General features: G+C 69.6%; 15 protein-coding genes and 1 pseudogene. 9 read left to right on the top strand and 7 right to left on the bottom strand.

What is annotated here, in order from left to right:
• Positions 1 to 27 precede the first annotated feature (27 nt).
• Both SK854_RS05505 and SK854_RS05500 read right to left on the bottom strand, forming a co-directional pair.
• A complete protein-coding gene (locus SK854_RS05505; protein ID WP_319973885.1) occupies positions 28 to 495 on the bottom strand; it encodes a Crp/Fnr family transcriptional regulator in 468 nt (155 codons plus the stop codon).
• Between the two features lie 18 nt (positions 496 to 513).
• Positions 514 to 939 (bottom strand): hypothetical protein, encoded by a 426-nt coding sequence (locus tag SK854_RS05500; RefSeq protein WP_319973884.1) that lies wholly within the window; start codon positions 937 to 939, stop codon positions 514 to 516.
• Positions 940 to 1,071: 132 nt separating this feature from the next.
• Between SK854_RS05500 and SK854_RS05495 the strand changes: the two genes are divergently transcribed.
• The 6 genes and pseudogenes from SK854_RS05495 (at position 1,072) to SK854_RS05470 (ending at position 8,354) form a co-directional block, all read left to right on the top strand.
• Positions 1,072 to 3,651, top strand: coding sequence for a cation-translocating P-type ATPase (locus SK854_RS05495; RefSeq protein WP_319973883.1), 2,580 nt, complete (start codon positions 1,072 to 1,074; stop codon positions 3,649 to 3,651).
• Positions 3,652 to 3,891: 240 nt separating this feature from the next.
• A complete protein-coding gene (locus SK854_RS05490; RefSeq protein ID WP_319973882.1) occupies positions 3,892 to 4,374 on the top strand; it encodes a universal stress protein in 483 nt (160 codons plus the stop codon).
• A 274-nt stretch (positions 4,375 to 4,648) separates the two neighbouring features.
• A pseudogene (locus SK854_RS05480) lies at positions 4,649 to 6,134 on the top strand (heavy metal translocating P-type ATPase); the annotation flags it as partial.
• 81 nt (positions 6,135 to 6,215) lie between these two features.
• A complete protein-coding gene (locus SK854_RS48200) occupies positions 6,216 to 6,653 on the top strand; it encodes a hemerythrin domain-containing protein (protein WP_406601734.1) in 438 nt (145 codons plus the stop codon).
• Positions 6,654 to 6,852: 199 nt separating this feature from the next.
• Complete coding sequence (locus SK854_RS05475) at positions 6,853 to 7,446, top strand: Rv1733c family protein (RefSeq protein WP_319973879.1); 594 nt, start codon at positions 6,853 to 6,855, stop codon at positions 7,444 to 7,446.
• A gap of 5 nt (positions 7,447 to 7,451) precedes the next feature.
• Positions 7,452 to 8,354: a universal stress protein gene (locus tag SK854_RS05470; RefSeq protein ID WP_319973878.1), complete on the top strand. Its 903-nt coding sequence runs from the start codon at positions 7,452 to 7,454 to the stop codon at positions 8,352 to 8,354.
• A 51-nt stretch (positions 8,355 to 8,405) separates the two neighbouring features.
• On the opposite strand, the gene SK854_RS05465 is transcribed toward SK854_RS05470, so the two are convergent.
• From SK854_RS05465 to SK854_RS05450, 4 genes are read right to left on the bottom strand one after another with little or no spacing between them, the layout of a single operon-like run.
• Positions 8,406 to 8,960, bottom strand: coding sequence for a DoxX family membrane protein (locus tag SK854_RS05465; protein WP_319973877.1), 555 nt, complete (start codon positions 8,958 to 8,960; stop codon positions 8,406 to 8,408).
• Positions 8,961 to 9,003: 43 nt separating this feature from the next.
• Positions 9,004 to 10,014, bottom strand: coding sequence for a type I glyceraldehyde-3-phosphate dehydrogenase (gene gap, locus SK854_RS05460; RefSeq protein WP_319973876.1), 1,011 nt, complete (start codon positions 10,012 to 10,014; stop codon positions 9,004 to 9,006).
• A gap of 26 nt (positions 10,015 to 10,040) precedes the next feature.
• The gene (gene ppsA / locus SK854_RS05455; protein WP_319973875.1) at positions 10,041 to 12,287 is read right to left on the bottom strand and encodes a phosphoenolpyruvate synthase; all 2,247 of its coding nucleotides are present in this window, start codon (positions 12,285 to 12,287) and stop codon (positions 10,041 to 10,043) included.
• Complete coding sequence (locus SK854_RS05450) at positions 12,284 to 13,279, bottom strand: Acg family FMN-binding oxidoreductase (protein ID WP_319973874.1); 996 nt, start codon at positions 13,277 to 13,279, stop codon at positions 12,284 to 12,286. The genes ppsA and SK854_RS05450 overlap by 4 nt, the downstream gene beginning before the upstream one ends.
• A gap of 190 nt (positions 13,280 to 13,469) precedes the next feature.
• On the opposite strand from SK854_RS05450, the gene SK854_RS05445 reads away from it, so the two are divergent.
• Genes SK854_RS05445 through SK854_RS05435 form a run of 3 tightly spaced genes read left to right on the top strand, consistent with a single transcriptional unit; the run spans position 13,470 to position 14,993 of the window.
• Positions 13,470 to 14,156 carry a CBS domain-containing protein gene (locus tag SK854_RS05445; protein ID WP_319973873.1) on the top strand — a complete coding sequence of 229 codons (687 nt, stop codon included), beginning with the start codon at positions 13,470 to 13,472 and terminating at the stop codon, positions 14,154 to 14,156.
• 10 nt (positions 14,157 to 14,166) lie between these two features.
• Positions 14,167 to 14,775 (top strand): CBS domain-containing protein, encoded by a 609-nt coding sequence (locus SK854_RS05440; RefSeq protein ID WP_319973872.1) that lies wholly within the window; start codon positions 14,167 to 14,169, stop codon positions 14,773 to 14,775.
• Between the two features lie 2 nt (positions 14,776 to 14,777).
• On the top strand, positions 14,778 to 14,993 hold the full coding sequence (locus SK854_RS05435; protein ID WP_319973871.1) for a PLDc N-terminal domain-containing protein: 216 nt from the start codon (positions 14,778 to 14,780) through the stop codon (positions 14,991 to 14,993).
• A 50-nt stretch (positions 14,994 to 15,043) separates the two neighbouring features.
• Here SK854_RS05435 and SK854_RS05430 read toward each other — a convergent pair whose 3' ends face one another.
• Complete coding sequence (locus SK854_RS05430) at positions 15,044 to 16,081, bottom strand: zinc-dependent alcohol dehydrogenase family protein (RefSeq protein WP_319973870.1); 1,038 nt, start codon at positions 16,079 to 16,081, stop codon at positions 15,044 to 15,046.
• Positions 16,082 to 16,107: the final 26 nt, after the last annotated feature.

Genomic DNA, 16,107 nt, shown 5'->3' with positions numbered 1-16,107 from the left:
GCACCACCACACGTTCTCGTCTGGTCCTCACAACGGGTTCCTGGAGAGGTCGAGCATCCGTATTCTGGTGGCCTGCAAGCGGTTCAGCAGAGCGTCGATCAGGATCAGGGACAGCTGGTAGCCGAACGACGGGTCTTCGTCCGCGAGGTCGCGCAGCGCCGCGGTGTCCACCACCACCGCCCGTGTGGGCGACACGACCGTCGCGCCGAAGTGCCACCGGTACGGCGGCACCAGCCACGACCATCCGACGAGCTCACCCGGCCCGATGCTCTGCACTCCGACCCGATCGCGTCCCGACCCCGGCGCGGCGGCGTCCACCACGATGCACCCGGACACCACCACCCAGCACTGGTCGGCCAGTCCACCCTCGTCGAACAGCCGGGTCTCCGGCGGGTAGGTCACGACCCGGCTCACTCCCGCGATCGCCGCACGTTGGGTGTGCGACAGCTTCGCGAACAGCGGAACTGAATCGAGCTCGGTCATCGGCTTTGTCATCACCGCTCACCTCTGCTTCTACGTCGTCGAATACGGCTCGTGGCGCTCGATGGACTGCGTCACCTCGGGTGGGTGGGTGTGGCCGCGACGCTGTTCGGTCAGTTCCTCGGCGAACTGTTCCTGGCGCTCCTCGCCGCGGTAACGGGCGAGGACGCTCATCGTGATCGCGTGGGCCACCGCCAGCAGGAGCAGCACGAGGCCGAGCTTGGTCACGAGCTTCTGCAACTCGCCGGCGACCGGCAGGTCGACCGTGGAGACCAGGGCGACGAGGCCGAGCACGATCAGGATGAACAACGTGGTGGTCAGCCAGCTCGCGGCCACGCTCATGCCGCGGTTCGCGGCGTTGCCGAGGTACTTGCGGCCGCTGATGGTGATGATCGCGGCGTCGACGACGACCAGCAGCGTGCTGATGAGGAGGAAGGCGATGTAGCTGTCGTTGTCCATACCGTCCAGCGTCGAGGCGGCACGACTGCGGGAACAGGGTCGTGTGCCCGGTCGGGGACGGTGCGCAACGGTCCCGGCCCGGCGGGACGTCGTGCCCTGTCTGCTGCTCGCCGTCCGCGCTGGGATGCACTCATGACTGTCGCGACAACGGGACTTTCCTCAGCCGAAGCGGCGAGGCGACTGCACGACGACGGGCCGAACGAGTTGCCGCAGGCCCGTCGGCGGCACCCGCTGTTGCTGCTGGTCGAGCAGCTGGTGCACTTCTTCGCCCTGATGCTGTGGGCGGCCGCGGTGCTGGCGTACATCGCGGGCATGCCGGCATTGGCCGTGGCGATCGCAGTGGTGGTCGTGCTCAACGGCGCCTTCGCGTTCGCGCAGGAATACCGGGCCGACCGCGCTGCCCAGCGCCTGCGCGACCTGATGCCGCTGCGCGCAACCGTGCACCGGGACGGCCACCTTCGCCAGATCGACGCCTCCGAGCTGGTCGCCGGTGACGAGCTGCTGCTGGAACCCGGCGCACGGGTCTGTGCCGACGGCGAGGTGCTGACCGCGGCGGGGCTGGCCGTCGACGAGTCGATGCTGACCGGCGAGAGCGTGCCGACGAGACCTGTTGCCGGACAACAGGTCTACGCGGGCACCTACGTCACGGAAGGCGAGGCGGCGGTGCTGGTGACCGCGACCGGCGGGCACACGAAGCTCGCGGGCATCGCGGCGCTGACCCAGGAGGCCAAGCCGCCGCGCAGCCCCCTTGCGACCCAGCTGCACAAGGTAGTGGTGGTCGTCGCGGTACTCGCCGTCGTGATGGGCGCGGTCTTCTTCGGCATCGCTGTCCTGCTCGGGCTCCCGCTCGCGGAAGGGTTCCTGTTCGCGATCGGCGTCACGGTGGCGCTCGTGCCGGAAGGGCTGCTGCCGACCGTCACGCTGTCGCTGGCCCGTGCGGCGCAGAACATGGCGGCTCGCAACGCGCTGGTGCGCAAGCTCGACGCGGTGGAGACGCTGGGAGCGACGACCTTCATCTGCACCGACAAGACCGGCACGTTGACCCGCAACGAGATGTCGGTCGTGCACGTGTGGACGACCCGTGGTGAGGTGACCGTGCACGGCACCGGCTACGAGCCGACCGCCACCGTGAGCGGATCTCCGCAGGCGATCGAGCAGGTGCGTGAACTCGCCTCCAGCGCGAAGCGCTGCTCGCCTGTGGCCCACGTGCTCCACCAGGACGACAGGTGGCTCCCGGTCGGCGACCCGATGGAGGTCGCCCTGCACGTGCTCGCCGCACGTGTAGGTGTGGACAACCCGTCTGCGGACTCCGTGCGGTTCCCGTTCGACCCCAGGCGCCGCCGATCGTCCATTGTGGACCCCGATGGCGTGCATGTGACCGGTGCACCGGAAACGGTCCTGCCGTTGTGCGTGTCGGCGCAGGGTGCTGAGGACGCCATCGCGGCACTGGCTCAGCGCGGGTTGCGCGTGCTCGCGGTCGCGCGCAGGCCGGCGCGGCCGGGCGACGAGGAGTCCTGGCAGCACGCCGAACAGGACCTCGAGCTCCTCGGCCTGGTCGGACTGCAGGACCCGCCCCGTGACGACGTGAAGGAGGCGATTGCGTCGTGCCGGTCCGCGGGCATCCGCATCGCCATGATCACCGGCGACCACCCGTCCACCGCCCGCGCCATCGCCGAACAGGTGGGCCTGCTCGGTCCCGACCGGCTGGTGGTGGAAGGCGCGGCGCTGCCGGCCGACCCGGACGAGTTGGGCGCGTTGCTGGACCACGACGGCGTCGTGGTCGCCCGCGTCACGCCGGCGGACAAGCTGCGCATCGCGATGGCGTTGCAGCGCAGAGGACACGTCGTCGCGATGACCGGTGACGGCGTGAACGACGGCCCTGCGCTACGAGCCGCCGACGTCGGGATCGCCATGGGCTCGTCGGGCACCGACGTGGCCCGCGAGGCGGCGGATCTGGTGCTGCTGGACGACCACTTCGGCACGATCGTCGCCGCGGTCGAGCAGGGCCGTGCCACGTTCGCGAACATCCGCCGCTTTCTCACCTACCACCTGACCGACAACGTCGCCGAGCTCACTCCCTTCGTGGTGTGGGCGTTGTCCGGCGGTTCGATCCCGCTGGCGATCACCGTGCTCCAGGTCCTGGCGCTCGACATCGGCACCGACCTGCTGCCCGCCCTCGCACTGGGCGCCGAGCCGCCGAACAAGCACACCATGCGCGGCAAGCTGCGCACCGGCTCACTCGTCGACGGATCCCTGCTGCGCCGGGCTTTCGGCGTGCTAGGTCCTGCCGAGGCGTTGATGTCGATGCTCGCCTTCCTGATCGTGCTGGTCGCCGGCGGCTGGCGGCTCGGAGAAGCCCCGGACGCCGCGCTGCTCGCGACCGCGTCGGGCACCGCGTTCGCCGCCATCGTGTTCGGCCAGCTGGCGAACGCCTACGCGTGCCGCAGCGTGAGTCGGCCCGTGTGGCGAACAGGCTTGCGCGGCAACAGGTTGCTGCTGTGGGCGGTCGCGTTCGAGCTCGCCGTGCTCGTGGTGTTCCTGTTCGTGCCACCTCTGCCGGAACTGCTCGGCGGGCACGGTCCGTCGGCGCTCGGCTGGGCACTCGCCGCCGCGACGGTGCCGGTCGTGGTGCTGGCCGATGCCGCGGTGAAGGGCGTGCTGGCACGGCGGCTGCGCTCCCTCCACCCTGCGCAGCGGCCCCTTACGCGGTGAGGACGGATGCCACAGAGTGGCTGGCATGACGAGTACGCCGATCTTCGATGCGCTCGCCGCCGAACTGCGGACCGCGAGGACGAGTTCCGACGAGTCCTGTGCACCGGAGGACCAGACGACCTTTCCTGCCTGCCGGGAAGAACGCCGGAGTGGATGCCTGGTGGCCGAGGACGAAAGTCCTGAGCCGAGCGGGACCGCGGGCACTCACCGATCGCGAAGGAGGCCGCAAGGCTGAACTGCATGAGCGAGAGCGAGTCCCGGCCCGTCGTAGTCGGCGTGGACGGATCAGCCGCCGCGCAGGCGGCACTGCGATGGGCCGTGGAGGACGCGCGGCGGCGTGGATGCCGAGTGGACGCGATCTCGGCCTGGCACTCGGACCGAGGCATGGTGATCGGGCCGATGCCCGCGGAGGTCGGCATGCGGTTGTCGCCGGAGTACCTGCGCGCCGAGCAGCAGAGGATGCTCGACCAGGCGGTCGAGGAGTTCGACGGCGTGGAGATCCGCCGGATCCTCTTCGAGGGCGACCCCAGGACGGCGCTCGCCGAGGCGTCCACGTCCGCTGAACTGCTCGTGGTGGGCAACCGCGGACACGGGCCGATCATCGAGGCGATCCTCGGTTCGGTCAGTTCGCACTGCGTGCATCACGCCTCGTGCCCGGTCGTCGTGATCAGGGAGGCGAAGGCAGCACACGACGATCCATGCCCAGGCCGGCCGTACCGCTGACGCCTGGGCCACTGTTGTGAAACCGCGTTTCGACCATCTGTTCCTGATCGCGGTGGTGCTCGTCGCCGCCGCTGGAGGTGTTGTGTGGCTCCAAGATCCGCACAACGCGCGGATCTTGTGGGCCGTTGCCACCGCGACAGCTGTGGTTCCCGCTGTGCGGTGGGTGGTGGACGACCTGCGGGCCAGGAGGTTCGGCGCCGACGTGCTTGCCGTGCTCGCCCTGGTCGGAACGCTCGCGGTGGGGGAGTACCTCGCGGGCGCGGTCGTCGCGGTGATGGTGGGCACGGGGCACGCCCTGGACGACTACGCCCGTCGCCGGGCGCGGCGTGACCTGAGCGCGTTGCTCGACCGCGCGCCCAGGGAGACGCATCTGCGGGAGCACGACGGGCTGCGCCGGGTCGAAGTGGACGCGGTCAAGCCTGGTGACCAGGTGGTGGTGCGGCCCGGTGAGGTGGTGCCGGTGGACGGGGTTCTGGCTCGGGGACGCGACCTTCGACGAGTCCGCTCTCACCGGCGAACCGGAACCGGTGACGCGGTCGCGCGGCGAACGGGTGCGTAGCGGTGTCGTGGCGACAGGGGCTGTCGTCGACGTGAGAGCTACTGCGACAGCGCAGGAGAGCACCTACGCCGGGCTGGTGCGACTGGCCCAGGAAGCATCGGCCACGGGTGCGCCGATCGTCCGGGTCGCCGATCGGATCGCGGCGGTGTTCCTGCCTGTGGCCGTCGCGATGGCAGGCGCCGCCGCCGTGGTGACCGGCGAACTGACGAGAGCGGTCGCCGTGCTCGTGACCGCGACCCCCTGCCCACTACTTCTGGCGGTGCCCGTCGCGATCACCGCCGGGATGTCGCGTGCGGCCAGAGCCGGTGTCGTGCTGCGCGACGGCCAAGCGCTGGAGACGCTGGGCGGCGCGCAGATCGCGGTGCTCGACAAGACCGGCACCGTCACTGTTGGGCGACCAGCTGTGGTCGACGTGATTCCCGCTCGTGGGTGGACGGCTCCAGGCGTGCTGGCCGTCGCCGCCTCGGTGGAACAACTCTCCACACACGCCCTGGCGTCGGCGGTGCTGGGGGCCGCACGGGCAGCGGGATTGCACTTGGAGCCGGCGCGCGAGGTGCATGAACAGCCTGGCCACGGAGCCTGGGGTCACGTCGAAGGTGTTCGGGTCTTCGTGGGCAGTCGCGATGAGGAGCTGACCGAGGACTGGGAACGGGCTGCCGCCGGGAAGGCACGGCTGGACGCGGCGACGACGGTGTGGGTGAAAGCCGACGAGAAGTTCGTCGGTGCGCTGCTGCTGCGCGACCCGGTGCGCCGGGAGGCGGCCAGAACCATGCGGCGGCTGCGCGCGGCGGGGCTCCGCCGGCTGGTCATGCTGACCGGGGACCGGCAGCAGGCCGCCGAGGAGGTCGCGGGACTGCTGGGGCTGGACGAGGTGGTGGCGCAGTGCGCGCCTGAGGACAAGGTCGCGCGGGTCCGCGCCGAACAGACCGGCGGCATCACGGTGATGGTCGGAGACGGCATCAACGACGCACCGGCGCTCGCCGCCGCCGACGTGGGTGTCGCCCTGGGAAACCGCGGTAGCGCGGCGGCGGCACAAGCGGCGGACGCGATCATTCTGGACGATCGGATCGACCGGCTCGCGGACGGCGTGGAGATCGCGGCACGGGCCAGGCGGATCGCCGTGCAGAGTGCGGCATCGGGCATGGGCCTCGCGCTGGTGGCGATGGGCTTCGCTGCATTCGGCTTGCTGCCTGCGGTAGGAGGCGCGGTGGTCCAGGAGGCCATCGACGTCGCGGTGATCCTCTACGCGTTGCGCGCGCTTCTTCCGTTGCGGCACGGAAGTATGCGGGCAGACACGACCAGGTTGCTGGAGCGGTTCGACGCTGAGCACGCCGAACTGAGTGACGCGCGAGAGGCGGTGCGTGTGGCCGCGGACGCACTGCGCTCCGGCATGACGACCGAGGCGGCGCACACGGTGCGGCGCGCTCACCAGCTTGTCACCGAGCGGTTGCTGCCGCACGAGCGCGCCGAGGAGACCGAGCTTTATCCGGCGTTGTCAGCGGAGTTCGGCGACCAGAACGCCACGGTGACGATGAGCCGCGGCCATGCCGAAATCGAACGGCTGGTGCGCCGACTGGGCAGGCATCTCGCCGAGCCCTCCGGCATGACCGGTGACCAGGTCGACGACCTGCGCGCCACCCTCTACGGACTGGACGCGGTGCTGCGCCTGCATTTCGCGCAGGAGGAAGAAGGCTACTTCGTGCTCGCCCAGCCACGCTGAGAAAGAACCGACATGGACGTGAAGTGGCGTGGTCACCGCGTCCGCCTGGTGTGGCTGTGTCCAGGCTGCTTTCGCGCAATCGTCGCGAACACGGCAGGGGGACTCCACTTCCGTTGAGTCCGCGGGCCCGTCGGCGACCGGACGAAGGACCCTGGGGTCCACCGCGCGGACCCGGAAATCTTGGGGGCGGAGGTGGACCATGACCGTCAAGCCGGTGTCCAGACTTGTTCATCACGTCTTTCCAGGTCGCAACCCACTCGCCACGGCGGGCGACCGCATCGAGGGGGCGGTGCTCGCGCTGGCGATCGCGGTGACGTTGCTCGCCATCCCGATCGCCGGTGCGGCGGCCTCTGAGAGCTATGCGACGCGCCGGGCGCAGATCCCGGTTCACCAGGCCGCCAGGCACGAGGTCGACGCTGTTCTGGTCGAAGACGCGCCGCCGACGATCGGATCCACCGAACGTGGCGGAGTGGTGGAGTCGACTCCCGTGCTCGCGCGGTGGCGGCTACCCGACGGCTCAGCCCGGCAAGGCGTGGTGCAGGCGCACCACGACGCGGAGGCCGGCGCCGTCGTACCGATCTGGATCGACCAGGACGGCGCCATGACCGAAGCCCCGACCACGGAGGAAGGCGCCGCTTTCAACGCGATTCTCCTCGCCCTCCTGTTGTGGAGCGCGGTCGCCGGCACGGCGGCTCTGCTGTACCTGGCGGCGAGGTTCACGCATCAGAGGATCCGCATGGGCCGCTGGGCGGACGAATGGGCGCGAATCGCTCCCGAGTGGACTGGGAGGTGAGCCGGATGACCGTCCCGATCGGACATTCGAACGTGGTGGTGGCCGGCGTGGACGGCTCCGAGTCCGCGCAGCGGGCGGTCCGCTGGGCCGCCCGCGAAGCTGCCAGGAGAGAGGCACAGCTGCGTTTGGTGCATGCGGAACTGCCGCTGCCCGCCGACGCACTGGACATGACGGGCATGGCGCGCAGCGCGTTGCACGACGAGGCGATGGGGTGGGTGCGCGAGGCCTTCGCGGCTGCGAAGGAGATCGCGCCCGGCATCGACATCCAGGTGCGCGTCGAGGTGAACACTCCGGCCTGGTTGCTCGAGCAGGAGTCACGGACCGCCGCACTCGTCGTGGTCGGATCACGCGGTCTCGGGGGTTTTACGGGACTGCTGCTCGGCTCGATCGCTCTCGCGTTGTCGTGCCACGCCATGTGCCCGGTGTTCGTGGTCAGGGGAGGAGAGTCGGATTCTGACGGTCCGGTGGTCGTGGGAGTGAACGGTGCCCCGGAGAACTGGCTGGTCCTGGACCGCGCGTTCGAGGAGGCCGAGGCCCGCGGCACCGCATTGGTGGCCGTGCACGCCTGGCACCCGCCGTTGGGGACCGAGGAGATCGCGGCCGCCGTCGGCATCGCGTGGCCGGAGCTCGACGCCGCTCGTGAGGCACGCGTGGAGCAGCGGCTGGCCTCCTGTGCGGGACGGCATCCCGGTGTGCGGGTCGAGCGGCACGTGGTGCACGGTTCCGCCGCCCACCGGCTCCTGGAGTTCGCCGCAGGCGCCTCTCTGCTCGTGGTGGGCTCGCGCGGCACGGGAGGGCTTCGGGGGATGGTGCTCGGCTCGACGAGCCAGGCGGTCATTCGGCACGCTCCGTGCCCCGTCCTGCTCGTGAGGCCTGGTCTGGCCGAGCAGATGGAAGAAACAGGATGAGCCGGAACGAAATGGGGCGCCGCGATCGCGGCGCCCCATTTCCCTGTCGTTTCAACGCAGCCAGGAGTTGTGCTGCACGAGTGGCAGACCCGACCACCAGCGGGCCAGACCCCAGGCGGTGCCGGAGGCCGTGGCCGCCAGTGCGATCAGCACCAACGCGTACACGACGTGGTAGTCGATGAGCGGGTTGGTCGACATCGTCGCCTCGCCTGCCGCGTTGTGCTGTGCGGGCGGCCATTCCGCGGCCCACATCAGCAGCATCATGACCGTGCCTGCGGCGGCGGCGATGCGCAGGCCGATGCCGAGCACCAGCGCGACGCCGATCGCCAGTAGTCCCAGCATGAAGAGCGTGTCGGCCCACCAGGTGCCGGCCATGGCGTGGAACGCCGACTGGAACGGGCCCACGTCGACCCGGCCCAGGAAGCCCTTGGTGGGCGAGCCTCCGCTGAACCACGCGTTCTTGCTCTGCGTGGCGTAACCGAGCCCGAAGGCCTTGTCGAAGAACGCCCACAGGAACAGCAGGCCCGTCGCGATGCGGAGCACCGCGAGTGAGATGGCACCCGCGTCCGCACGGGTGCGGGCAGGGGTGTGCACAGCAGCAGACATCGTTGCCTCCCAATAGTTTCTGATGAAGCGAAGCGGGTGAGGATCAGGGCAGCGCCCGCGCGATGCGGTCGGTGAGATCGAGCGTGCGGTTGGCGTAACCCCATTCGTTGTCGTACCAACCCATCACCTTCACGACGTGGCCCTGCGCTTTGGTGAGCGAGGCGTCGAAGACGCACGACGCCGGATCGCCGATGATGTCCCGCGACACGACAGGGTCCGTGGTGTAGCGAAGGATTCCTTTCAGCTGCCGGTCGGCCGCCTCCGCGAACGCGCGGTTGACCTGGTCGGCCGTCGCCGGCTCGGCGAGCCGGACGGTGAGGTCGGTGAGGGAACCGTCCTCGACGGGCACGCGCACGGCCAGGCCGTCGAGCTTGCCGTCCAGCGAAGGAATCACCTGCCCGATGGCCTTGGCGGCTCCGGTGGACGTCGGGATGATGTTCACCGCCGCGGAGCGCGCTCGCCGCAGATCCTTGTGCGGGCGGTCGAGCAGTGCCTGATCGCCGGTGTAGCTGTGGATCGTCGTCATCAGGCCCTCGACGATCCCGAACGCCTCGTCCAGCACCGCGGCCATGGGTGCCGCGCAGTTGGTCGTGCACGATGCGTTCGAGATGACGTGATGCTTGCCCGGTTCGTACGTGTCGTCGTTGACACCCATGACGATGGTGGCGTCGACGTCCTTGCCCGGAGCGGTGATGAGCACCTTCCTGGCGCCGCGTTCGAGGTGGATTCCCGCCGCCTCACGGGTGCGGAACCGTCCGGTCGCCTCGATGACGATGTCCACGCCCAGCAATCCCCAGTTGAGGTCGCTGGGATCGGCGTGGCTCGACACGAGGATGCTGCGGTCGTCCACGGTGATCGTGTCGTGCTCCGTCGTGATGCTCCTGCGCCACGGCCCGTAGGTGGAGTCGAAGGCGAGCAGGTGCGCCAAGGTCTCCGCGTCGGTGACGTCGTTGACGGCCACGATCTCGAACGCGGCGTCCTGGCGGTCGAAGGCGGCACGCAGCACGTCGCGGCCGATGCGGCCGAAGCCGTTGATCCCTACCCGTACAGCCATGGTGGTTCTCCCTGATGAGTGCGGTGTCAGTGGGCGTGGCGCAGCAGCAGGCGTCGTTCGGCGGAGCCGATGGCGGCGCGGGCGGCAGGAACGGCGTCCGGGTTGACCGAGATGGAGGTGATCCCGAACTCGACGAGCTTCTCGGCGAACTCCGGTTTGTTGGACGGTGCCTGTCCGCACAGCGACGAGGTGATGCCAGCGTCGCGGGCGGCGCCGACGATGCGGCCGATCATGTCGAGCACGGCGGGGTCGGACTCGTCGAACAGGTCCGCGCACAGTTCGGAGTCGCGGTCGACCCCGAGCATCAACTGCGTGAGGTCGTTGCTGCCGATGGAGACCCCGTCGATGCCGGACCGCGCGTACTCGGGGATCCAGTACGCCACCGAGGGAACCTCGGCCATGACCCACCGGTGCAGGCCGCGGTGGCGGCCGAGCGGGCTGCGGTCGATCTGCTCCAGGCAGGCTTCAAGTTCCCACTTGGTGCGCACGAACGGGATCATCAGATGCAGGTTCGGCGTCTGCTCCCGGACGCGCGCCAGAGCTTCGAGTTCGAGGCCGAACAGCATCGGGTCGTCGACGTACCTGTAACAGCCGCGGTAACCGATCATCGGGTTGTGCTCGTGCTTCTCGAACTCGTCGCCACCCTTGAGTTCGCGGAACTCGTTGGTGCGGAAGTCCATCGTCCGGTAAACGACCGGACGCGGCGCGAACGCGTGAGTGATCTGCAGCAACGCGGACGCCATGGCGTTGAGGAAGTCTTCGGTGCCGTGCTGCGCGAGGAACCTGCGCGGGTGTTCCGCGCCGAGTGCTTCGGTGAGCATGAACTCTGCCCGCAACAGGCCCACACCGTCCACCGGCATGGCGGCCACTTCGGCGGCGTGCTCGGGGAGTGCCAGGTTGACGTACACGCGGGTGCCGAGTGCCTCGGTCGACGGTGCGGCAGGCGCGACGATGCGCTGCGCGGTGGTGATCGCCGCGGCACCGGCACGCACCTCTCCAGCACTACCGTCGACGGTGACCTGCTGGCCTTCCTTCAACACCGTGGTGGCCGAACCGGTTCCCACGACGCACGGCACGCGCAGTTCGCGGGCCACGATGGCGGCGTGGCAGGTGATGCCGCCGCCGTCGGTGACGACCGCGGACGCCCGGCGCATCGTCGGCACCCAGTCGGGATTGGTCATCTCCGCGACCAGCACCTCGCCGTCCCGCAACCGGCCACCCTCATCCGGGGAACGCAGCACGCGCACCCGGCCGGAGGAAATGCCCGGCGACGCACCCAATCCGGACACCAGCGGGCCGCTCGACGGTGTTTCCTGCGCGGGCAGAGTGGTGATGGGGCGGGACTGCACCAACCAGGTCTTGCCGCCGGCGATGGCCCACTCGGTGTCCTGCGGCTCGCCGTAGTGCCGCTGCACCCGCACGCCCAACTGCCCGATCGCGATCGCTTCGGACTCCGTCAGCACCTGCGCGTGCGACTGCTCGGTGGTGAGCTCGATCCGCTCGTCGGCTCCGTCCGCGCCACGCACGATCTTGTGCGTCTTGCGGCCGACGCGAGTGTCCACAAGGGAGACCGCGTCACCGTTGCGACGCAAAACGTACGTGTCCGGCTCGACCGATCCGCTCACCACCACCTCGCCCAGCCCGAACGACGCTTCGACGACGAGCTTGTCCCGGTCACCGGTGGACGGATCGGCGGTGAACATGACACCGGAGCGTTCGGAGTTCACCATCCTCTGCACCACCACGGCGATCGCGGGCTCGCCGGTGATGCCTTGTTCGGCGCGGTAGGCGATCGAGCGCGTGCCGAACAACGACACCCAGCAGTCCAGCAGCCGGTCCAGCACGCCGTGCGCGCCTCGGGTGTTGGTGAACGTGCTGTTCATCCCCGCGAACGACGAACCGGCGGTGTCCTCGGAGGTGGCCGAGGACCGGACCGCCACGGACTCGTCCTGGCCGAGGCCGCGGTATGCCTGCAGCACCGCGTGCCGCACCTCGTCGGAGACCCCTGCCTTGCGCACCAGTTCCCGCATGCGCTCGGCGGACTCTTCGAGCGCTTGCGGTGTCGCAGAGCGGTCGAGCGCGATCGCGAGCTCGGTGGCCAGGTCGTCACGGACCTGGCTCATCGAGGTGAGGAACGCCTCCGCGGTCACCACGAAGCCTGGGGGCACCGGCAGTCCCGCCTGGGTCAGTTCGCCGAGGTTGGCCCCTTTGCCGCCGGCGACGTCGGTGTCGTTCTTGCCGAGTGTGCTGAAGTCGCGGATGTACGTGGTCACGGCTGCTCCTGGTGGCTGAGAACATCGATGACGGGACGGCGGGGCGTTGCGGGCAGTGGGTCGGCGTTGAACGCCGCCCAGCCGACGCGGATGACGAGTTGCGGGCAGGTCGAGCCACCGAGCACCTGGTCGCGGACCAGTTCCCTGGTCTCCACGACCTCCAGCGGCTGGCTGATCGGACAGGTCGCGAGGCCCGCCGCGGTGGCCTCCAGCAGCACCGCGCTCGTTGCCTCCCCGGCGCGCAGGCGCGACAGCTCGTCGTCCGACGAGGTGTTCAGCACCAGCAGCGACCCGGCGTCCTCGCTGAGGAGTTTCTGGCCGGACTGCAGAAGCTCGCCTGGCGCGAACTCACGCATGCGGAGGTCTCCGTACTGCCGCGACCCAGCCGGGATGTTCGCCGCGGGCACACCCGCGGAAGCACCGGGGTAGACGCCGCTCCACTCGCGGATCTCGGCCCGGTACTGCGGATCGGCCTCCTGTGCGGCGGCGGCCTTGCCGATCGCGATCAGCAGCTCGTCGCGTGCGCGGCCTGTGACGACCCGAGCGTCCACTCCCTCGGCACGCGCGCACGCCACGAGCTGATCAAGAATGCCGTCAGGCACCGACCACGACGAGAACGCCCGGCGATCTGTGCGCCTGCGCGGAATCGCCGCCGCGTGAGCCACCTGCGACTCCGTGGGCTCGTGCGCTTCGAACTCGATCGCGGCGAGGTGGTCGGGCATCCCGGGATTGGGCAGGCGGTGCACGACGGTCCGCCAGCCGAGGGCCGCGAGTCCCACACGCAGGTGGTGCAGGGCCGCTCCGCAGCTGACCGTCAGGTCCGCGCCCAGCGGGTCCACCGCCGGCAGGTTGCGCGCGCGGTCGGCGTACAGGTGCAGGCTGTGTTCACCGAGTTCCCAGCGCCACGGCTGGGAGTTGTGCACTGACGGTGCGCGGCACGCGAGTGCCACCGCTGCCCTCAGCGTGTTCTCGTCCGGCCGACCGCGGTCCATCCGGCTCACCTCCAGGTAGAAGTCCCCAGGTCGAACCTCGCAGCCCCGGCGACCGGAGGTGAGGGGCCTAGGTCACCGGCGTATCGGGACAGCTGTCCTTGCCCAGGAGCGCCTTAAGGAGGTGTCCGGCGGGACGGCCCGCTAGAACGCTGGAGGGGTACCGACCACCGATCACCGGAGGGTGTGTGTCATGCGTGAACCGACAGTTGCCTCGCTGATGACGCGTGAGGTGATCAGCGCCGACGTCGACAGCCCGTTCAAGGACCTCGTGCGCCTGCTGGAGGACAACGGGATCAGCGCTCTACCTGTGCTCGATGGCGGCTATCCGGTCGGCGTCGTGTCGGAGGCGGACCTGCTGCCGAAGGAGGAGTTCCGCGGCGGCACCGAGGAGGCGCCCGGCGTCTTCGCACGAAGCGCTGTGAAACACAGGTGGGAACAGGCGAGCGGACTGACCGCTCGCGACGTCATGACCACGCCGGTGAAGAGTCTGGCTCCGGACCTCGCCGCCAGTGCGGCAGCACGAGAACTCGCCTCGGCCGGTGTGCGCAGGCTCTTCGTCATGGACGACGACGGCGCGCTCGTCGGCGTGCTGTCCCGGCGGGACCTGCTGAAGCTCTTCCTGCGCGAGGACGACGAACTGAAGACGATCATCCGCGACGAGATCTTCGGCCGGATGCTGTGGGTCGACCCGTTCAGCGTCGAGGTCGAGGTGTCCGAAGGCGTGGTCACCCTGCAGGGACAGCTCGAGCGCCAGAGCGAGGTCGAGATCGCCGAGCATCTCGTGCGCGCACTGCCGGGCGTGGTCGACGTGCACAACCAGCTGCGGCCGGAGTGGAACGACACCACGCGCACCCGTCAGACCACGATCCTCGGCTGAAGGAGCGCCCATGAGGACCCGAGATGTGATGACGACGGACGTCGTGGTGGTCGGCCCGAAGACGGCGGCGCGCGACGCGGCGCGGTTGCTCGCGGAACACGGCTTCACCGCGTTGCCGGTGGTCGACGACTCCGGTGAACTCGTCGGCATCGTCAGCGAGACCGAACTGCTGAGGGACAGGCTGCCGCAGGACCCGCGGTCGCTGGTGCACGGGGAACCTGTGGAAGCCAGGAAGGCTCCCGCCGACCTGGTCAGCCAGGTGATGCGGACACCTGCCACGGTCACCCCGAACACCGACCTCGCCGAAGTCGCCGATCTGATGCTCGAACGCGGCGTGCGCAGCGTGCCGGTCGTGTACGAAGGCCACCTCGCGGGCATCGTGACCCGCCGGGACCTGTTGCGGTCCATCAGCCGCGCGGACTGGATCATCGAAGCGGAGATCCGTCACCGGCTCGCGATCGTGGGTGACGCCCACCGATGGACGGTCGAGGTCAGCGACGGCAGGGTGTCCATTGTGGACAAGATGGACAACGACACCGACCGGCACGTGGCGGAGGTGCTCGCCCGCGCTGTCGCCGGCGTGACCGACGTGCGCGTCGCCGCGCCAGAACGGATCTGACCATGGCGAAGAAGAAGTGGAGCGACCTGACCGCGGCACAGCACAAAGGCCTGATAGCGGCAGGTGTCGTGCAGTTGCTGCTCGCCGGTGCGGCATGGACCGATCTGGCGATGCGGCCGGACGAGTTCGTCCGGGGCCGCAAACTCTGGTGGGCGCTCGCGATCCTGGTGAGCTTCGCCGGCCCGCTGACCTACTTCCGCTGGGGCAGGAAGATCTGACCACGCGAAAGCCGCCGGGGGATCCACCCCGGCGGCTTTCGCGTGTCCGGTCAGGCCTGCAGGACGACCTTCAACGCCCCGCTGTCACCCGCGTTCTCGAACACCTCGTACGCCTGCTTCATCTCGCCGAGCGCGAACCTGTGCGTGATGAACCGCTCGCCGTCGATCCGGCCGGCCGCGACCATCCGCAGCAGTGTCGGCGTGGAGACCGTGTCGACCAAGCCCGTGGTGATGGTGACGTTGCGGATCCACAGGTCCTCCAGGTGCAACGTCACGGGCTTGCCGTGCACGCCGACGTTCGCCACGTGCCCGCCCGGCCGCACCAGCTTCGTGCACAGTTCGAACGTCGCCGGCACCCCGACCGCCTCGATCGCGACATCGGCGCCGAGCCCGTTCGTGAGCTCCCGCACCACCCGCTCGGCTTCCTCGGCACTCGCCACCGTGACGTCGGCGCCGAACTGCTTCGCGGCGTCGAGCCGCGACTGCGCGAGATCCACCGCGACGATGTGACTGGGGCTGTAGAGCTGCGCGGTCAGGATCGCCGCCAGCCCGATCGGCCCGGCGCCGACGATGACCACGGTGTCCGCGGGCTTGACCTGCCCGTTGAGCACACCGACCTCGTACGCAGTGGGCAGGATGTCCGCGAGCACCACCGCGGCGGTGTCGCTGACCTCGGCGGGCAGCAGGTGCGTCGAGGTGTCGGCGAAAGGCACCCGCACGTACTCGGCCTGCACCCCGTCGACCGTGTGCCCGAGAATCCAGCCACCCCCGCCGAGGCACTGCCCGTAGCTGCCGGTGCGGCAGTACTGGCAACGCCCGCACGTGGTGATGCACGAGATCAGCACTCGGTCGCCGGCCTTCAGTCCGGTGACCGACGCACCGACCTCCTCGACAACGCCGACCGCTTCGTGACCGAGGATCCGCCCAGGCTCGACCTCGGGCACATCGCCTTTGAGGATGTGCAGATCGGTGCCGCAGATCGTGACCGCGGTGACGCGCACGATCGCGTCCGTCGGCTCGTTGACCTCGGGCTTGGGCACTTCTTCCCACGCGCGTCGACCAGGACCGTGGTACACCAGCGCCTTCATCGGGCCTCCTCTGTCGAGTCGTCCGT

Origin of the sequence: Lentzea sokolovensis (assembly GCF_033949975.1) — a bacterium.
GTDB lineage: Bacteria > Actinomycetota > Actinomycetes > Mycobacteriales > Pseudonocardiaceae > Lentzea > Lentzea sokolovensis.
This window is presented reverse-complemented; position numbering and strand designations above follow the sequence as displayed.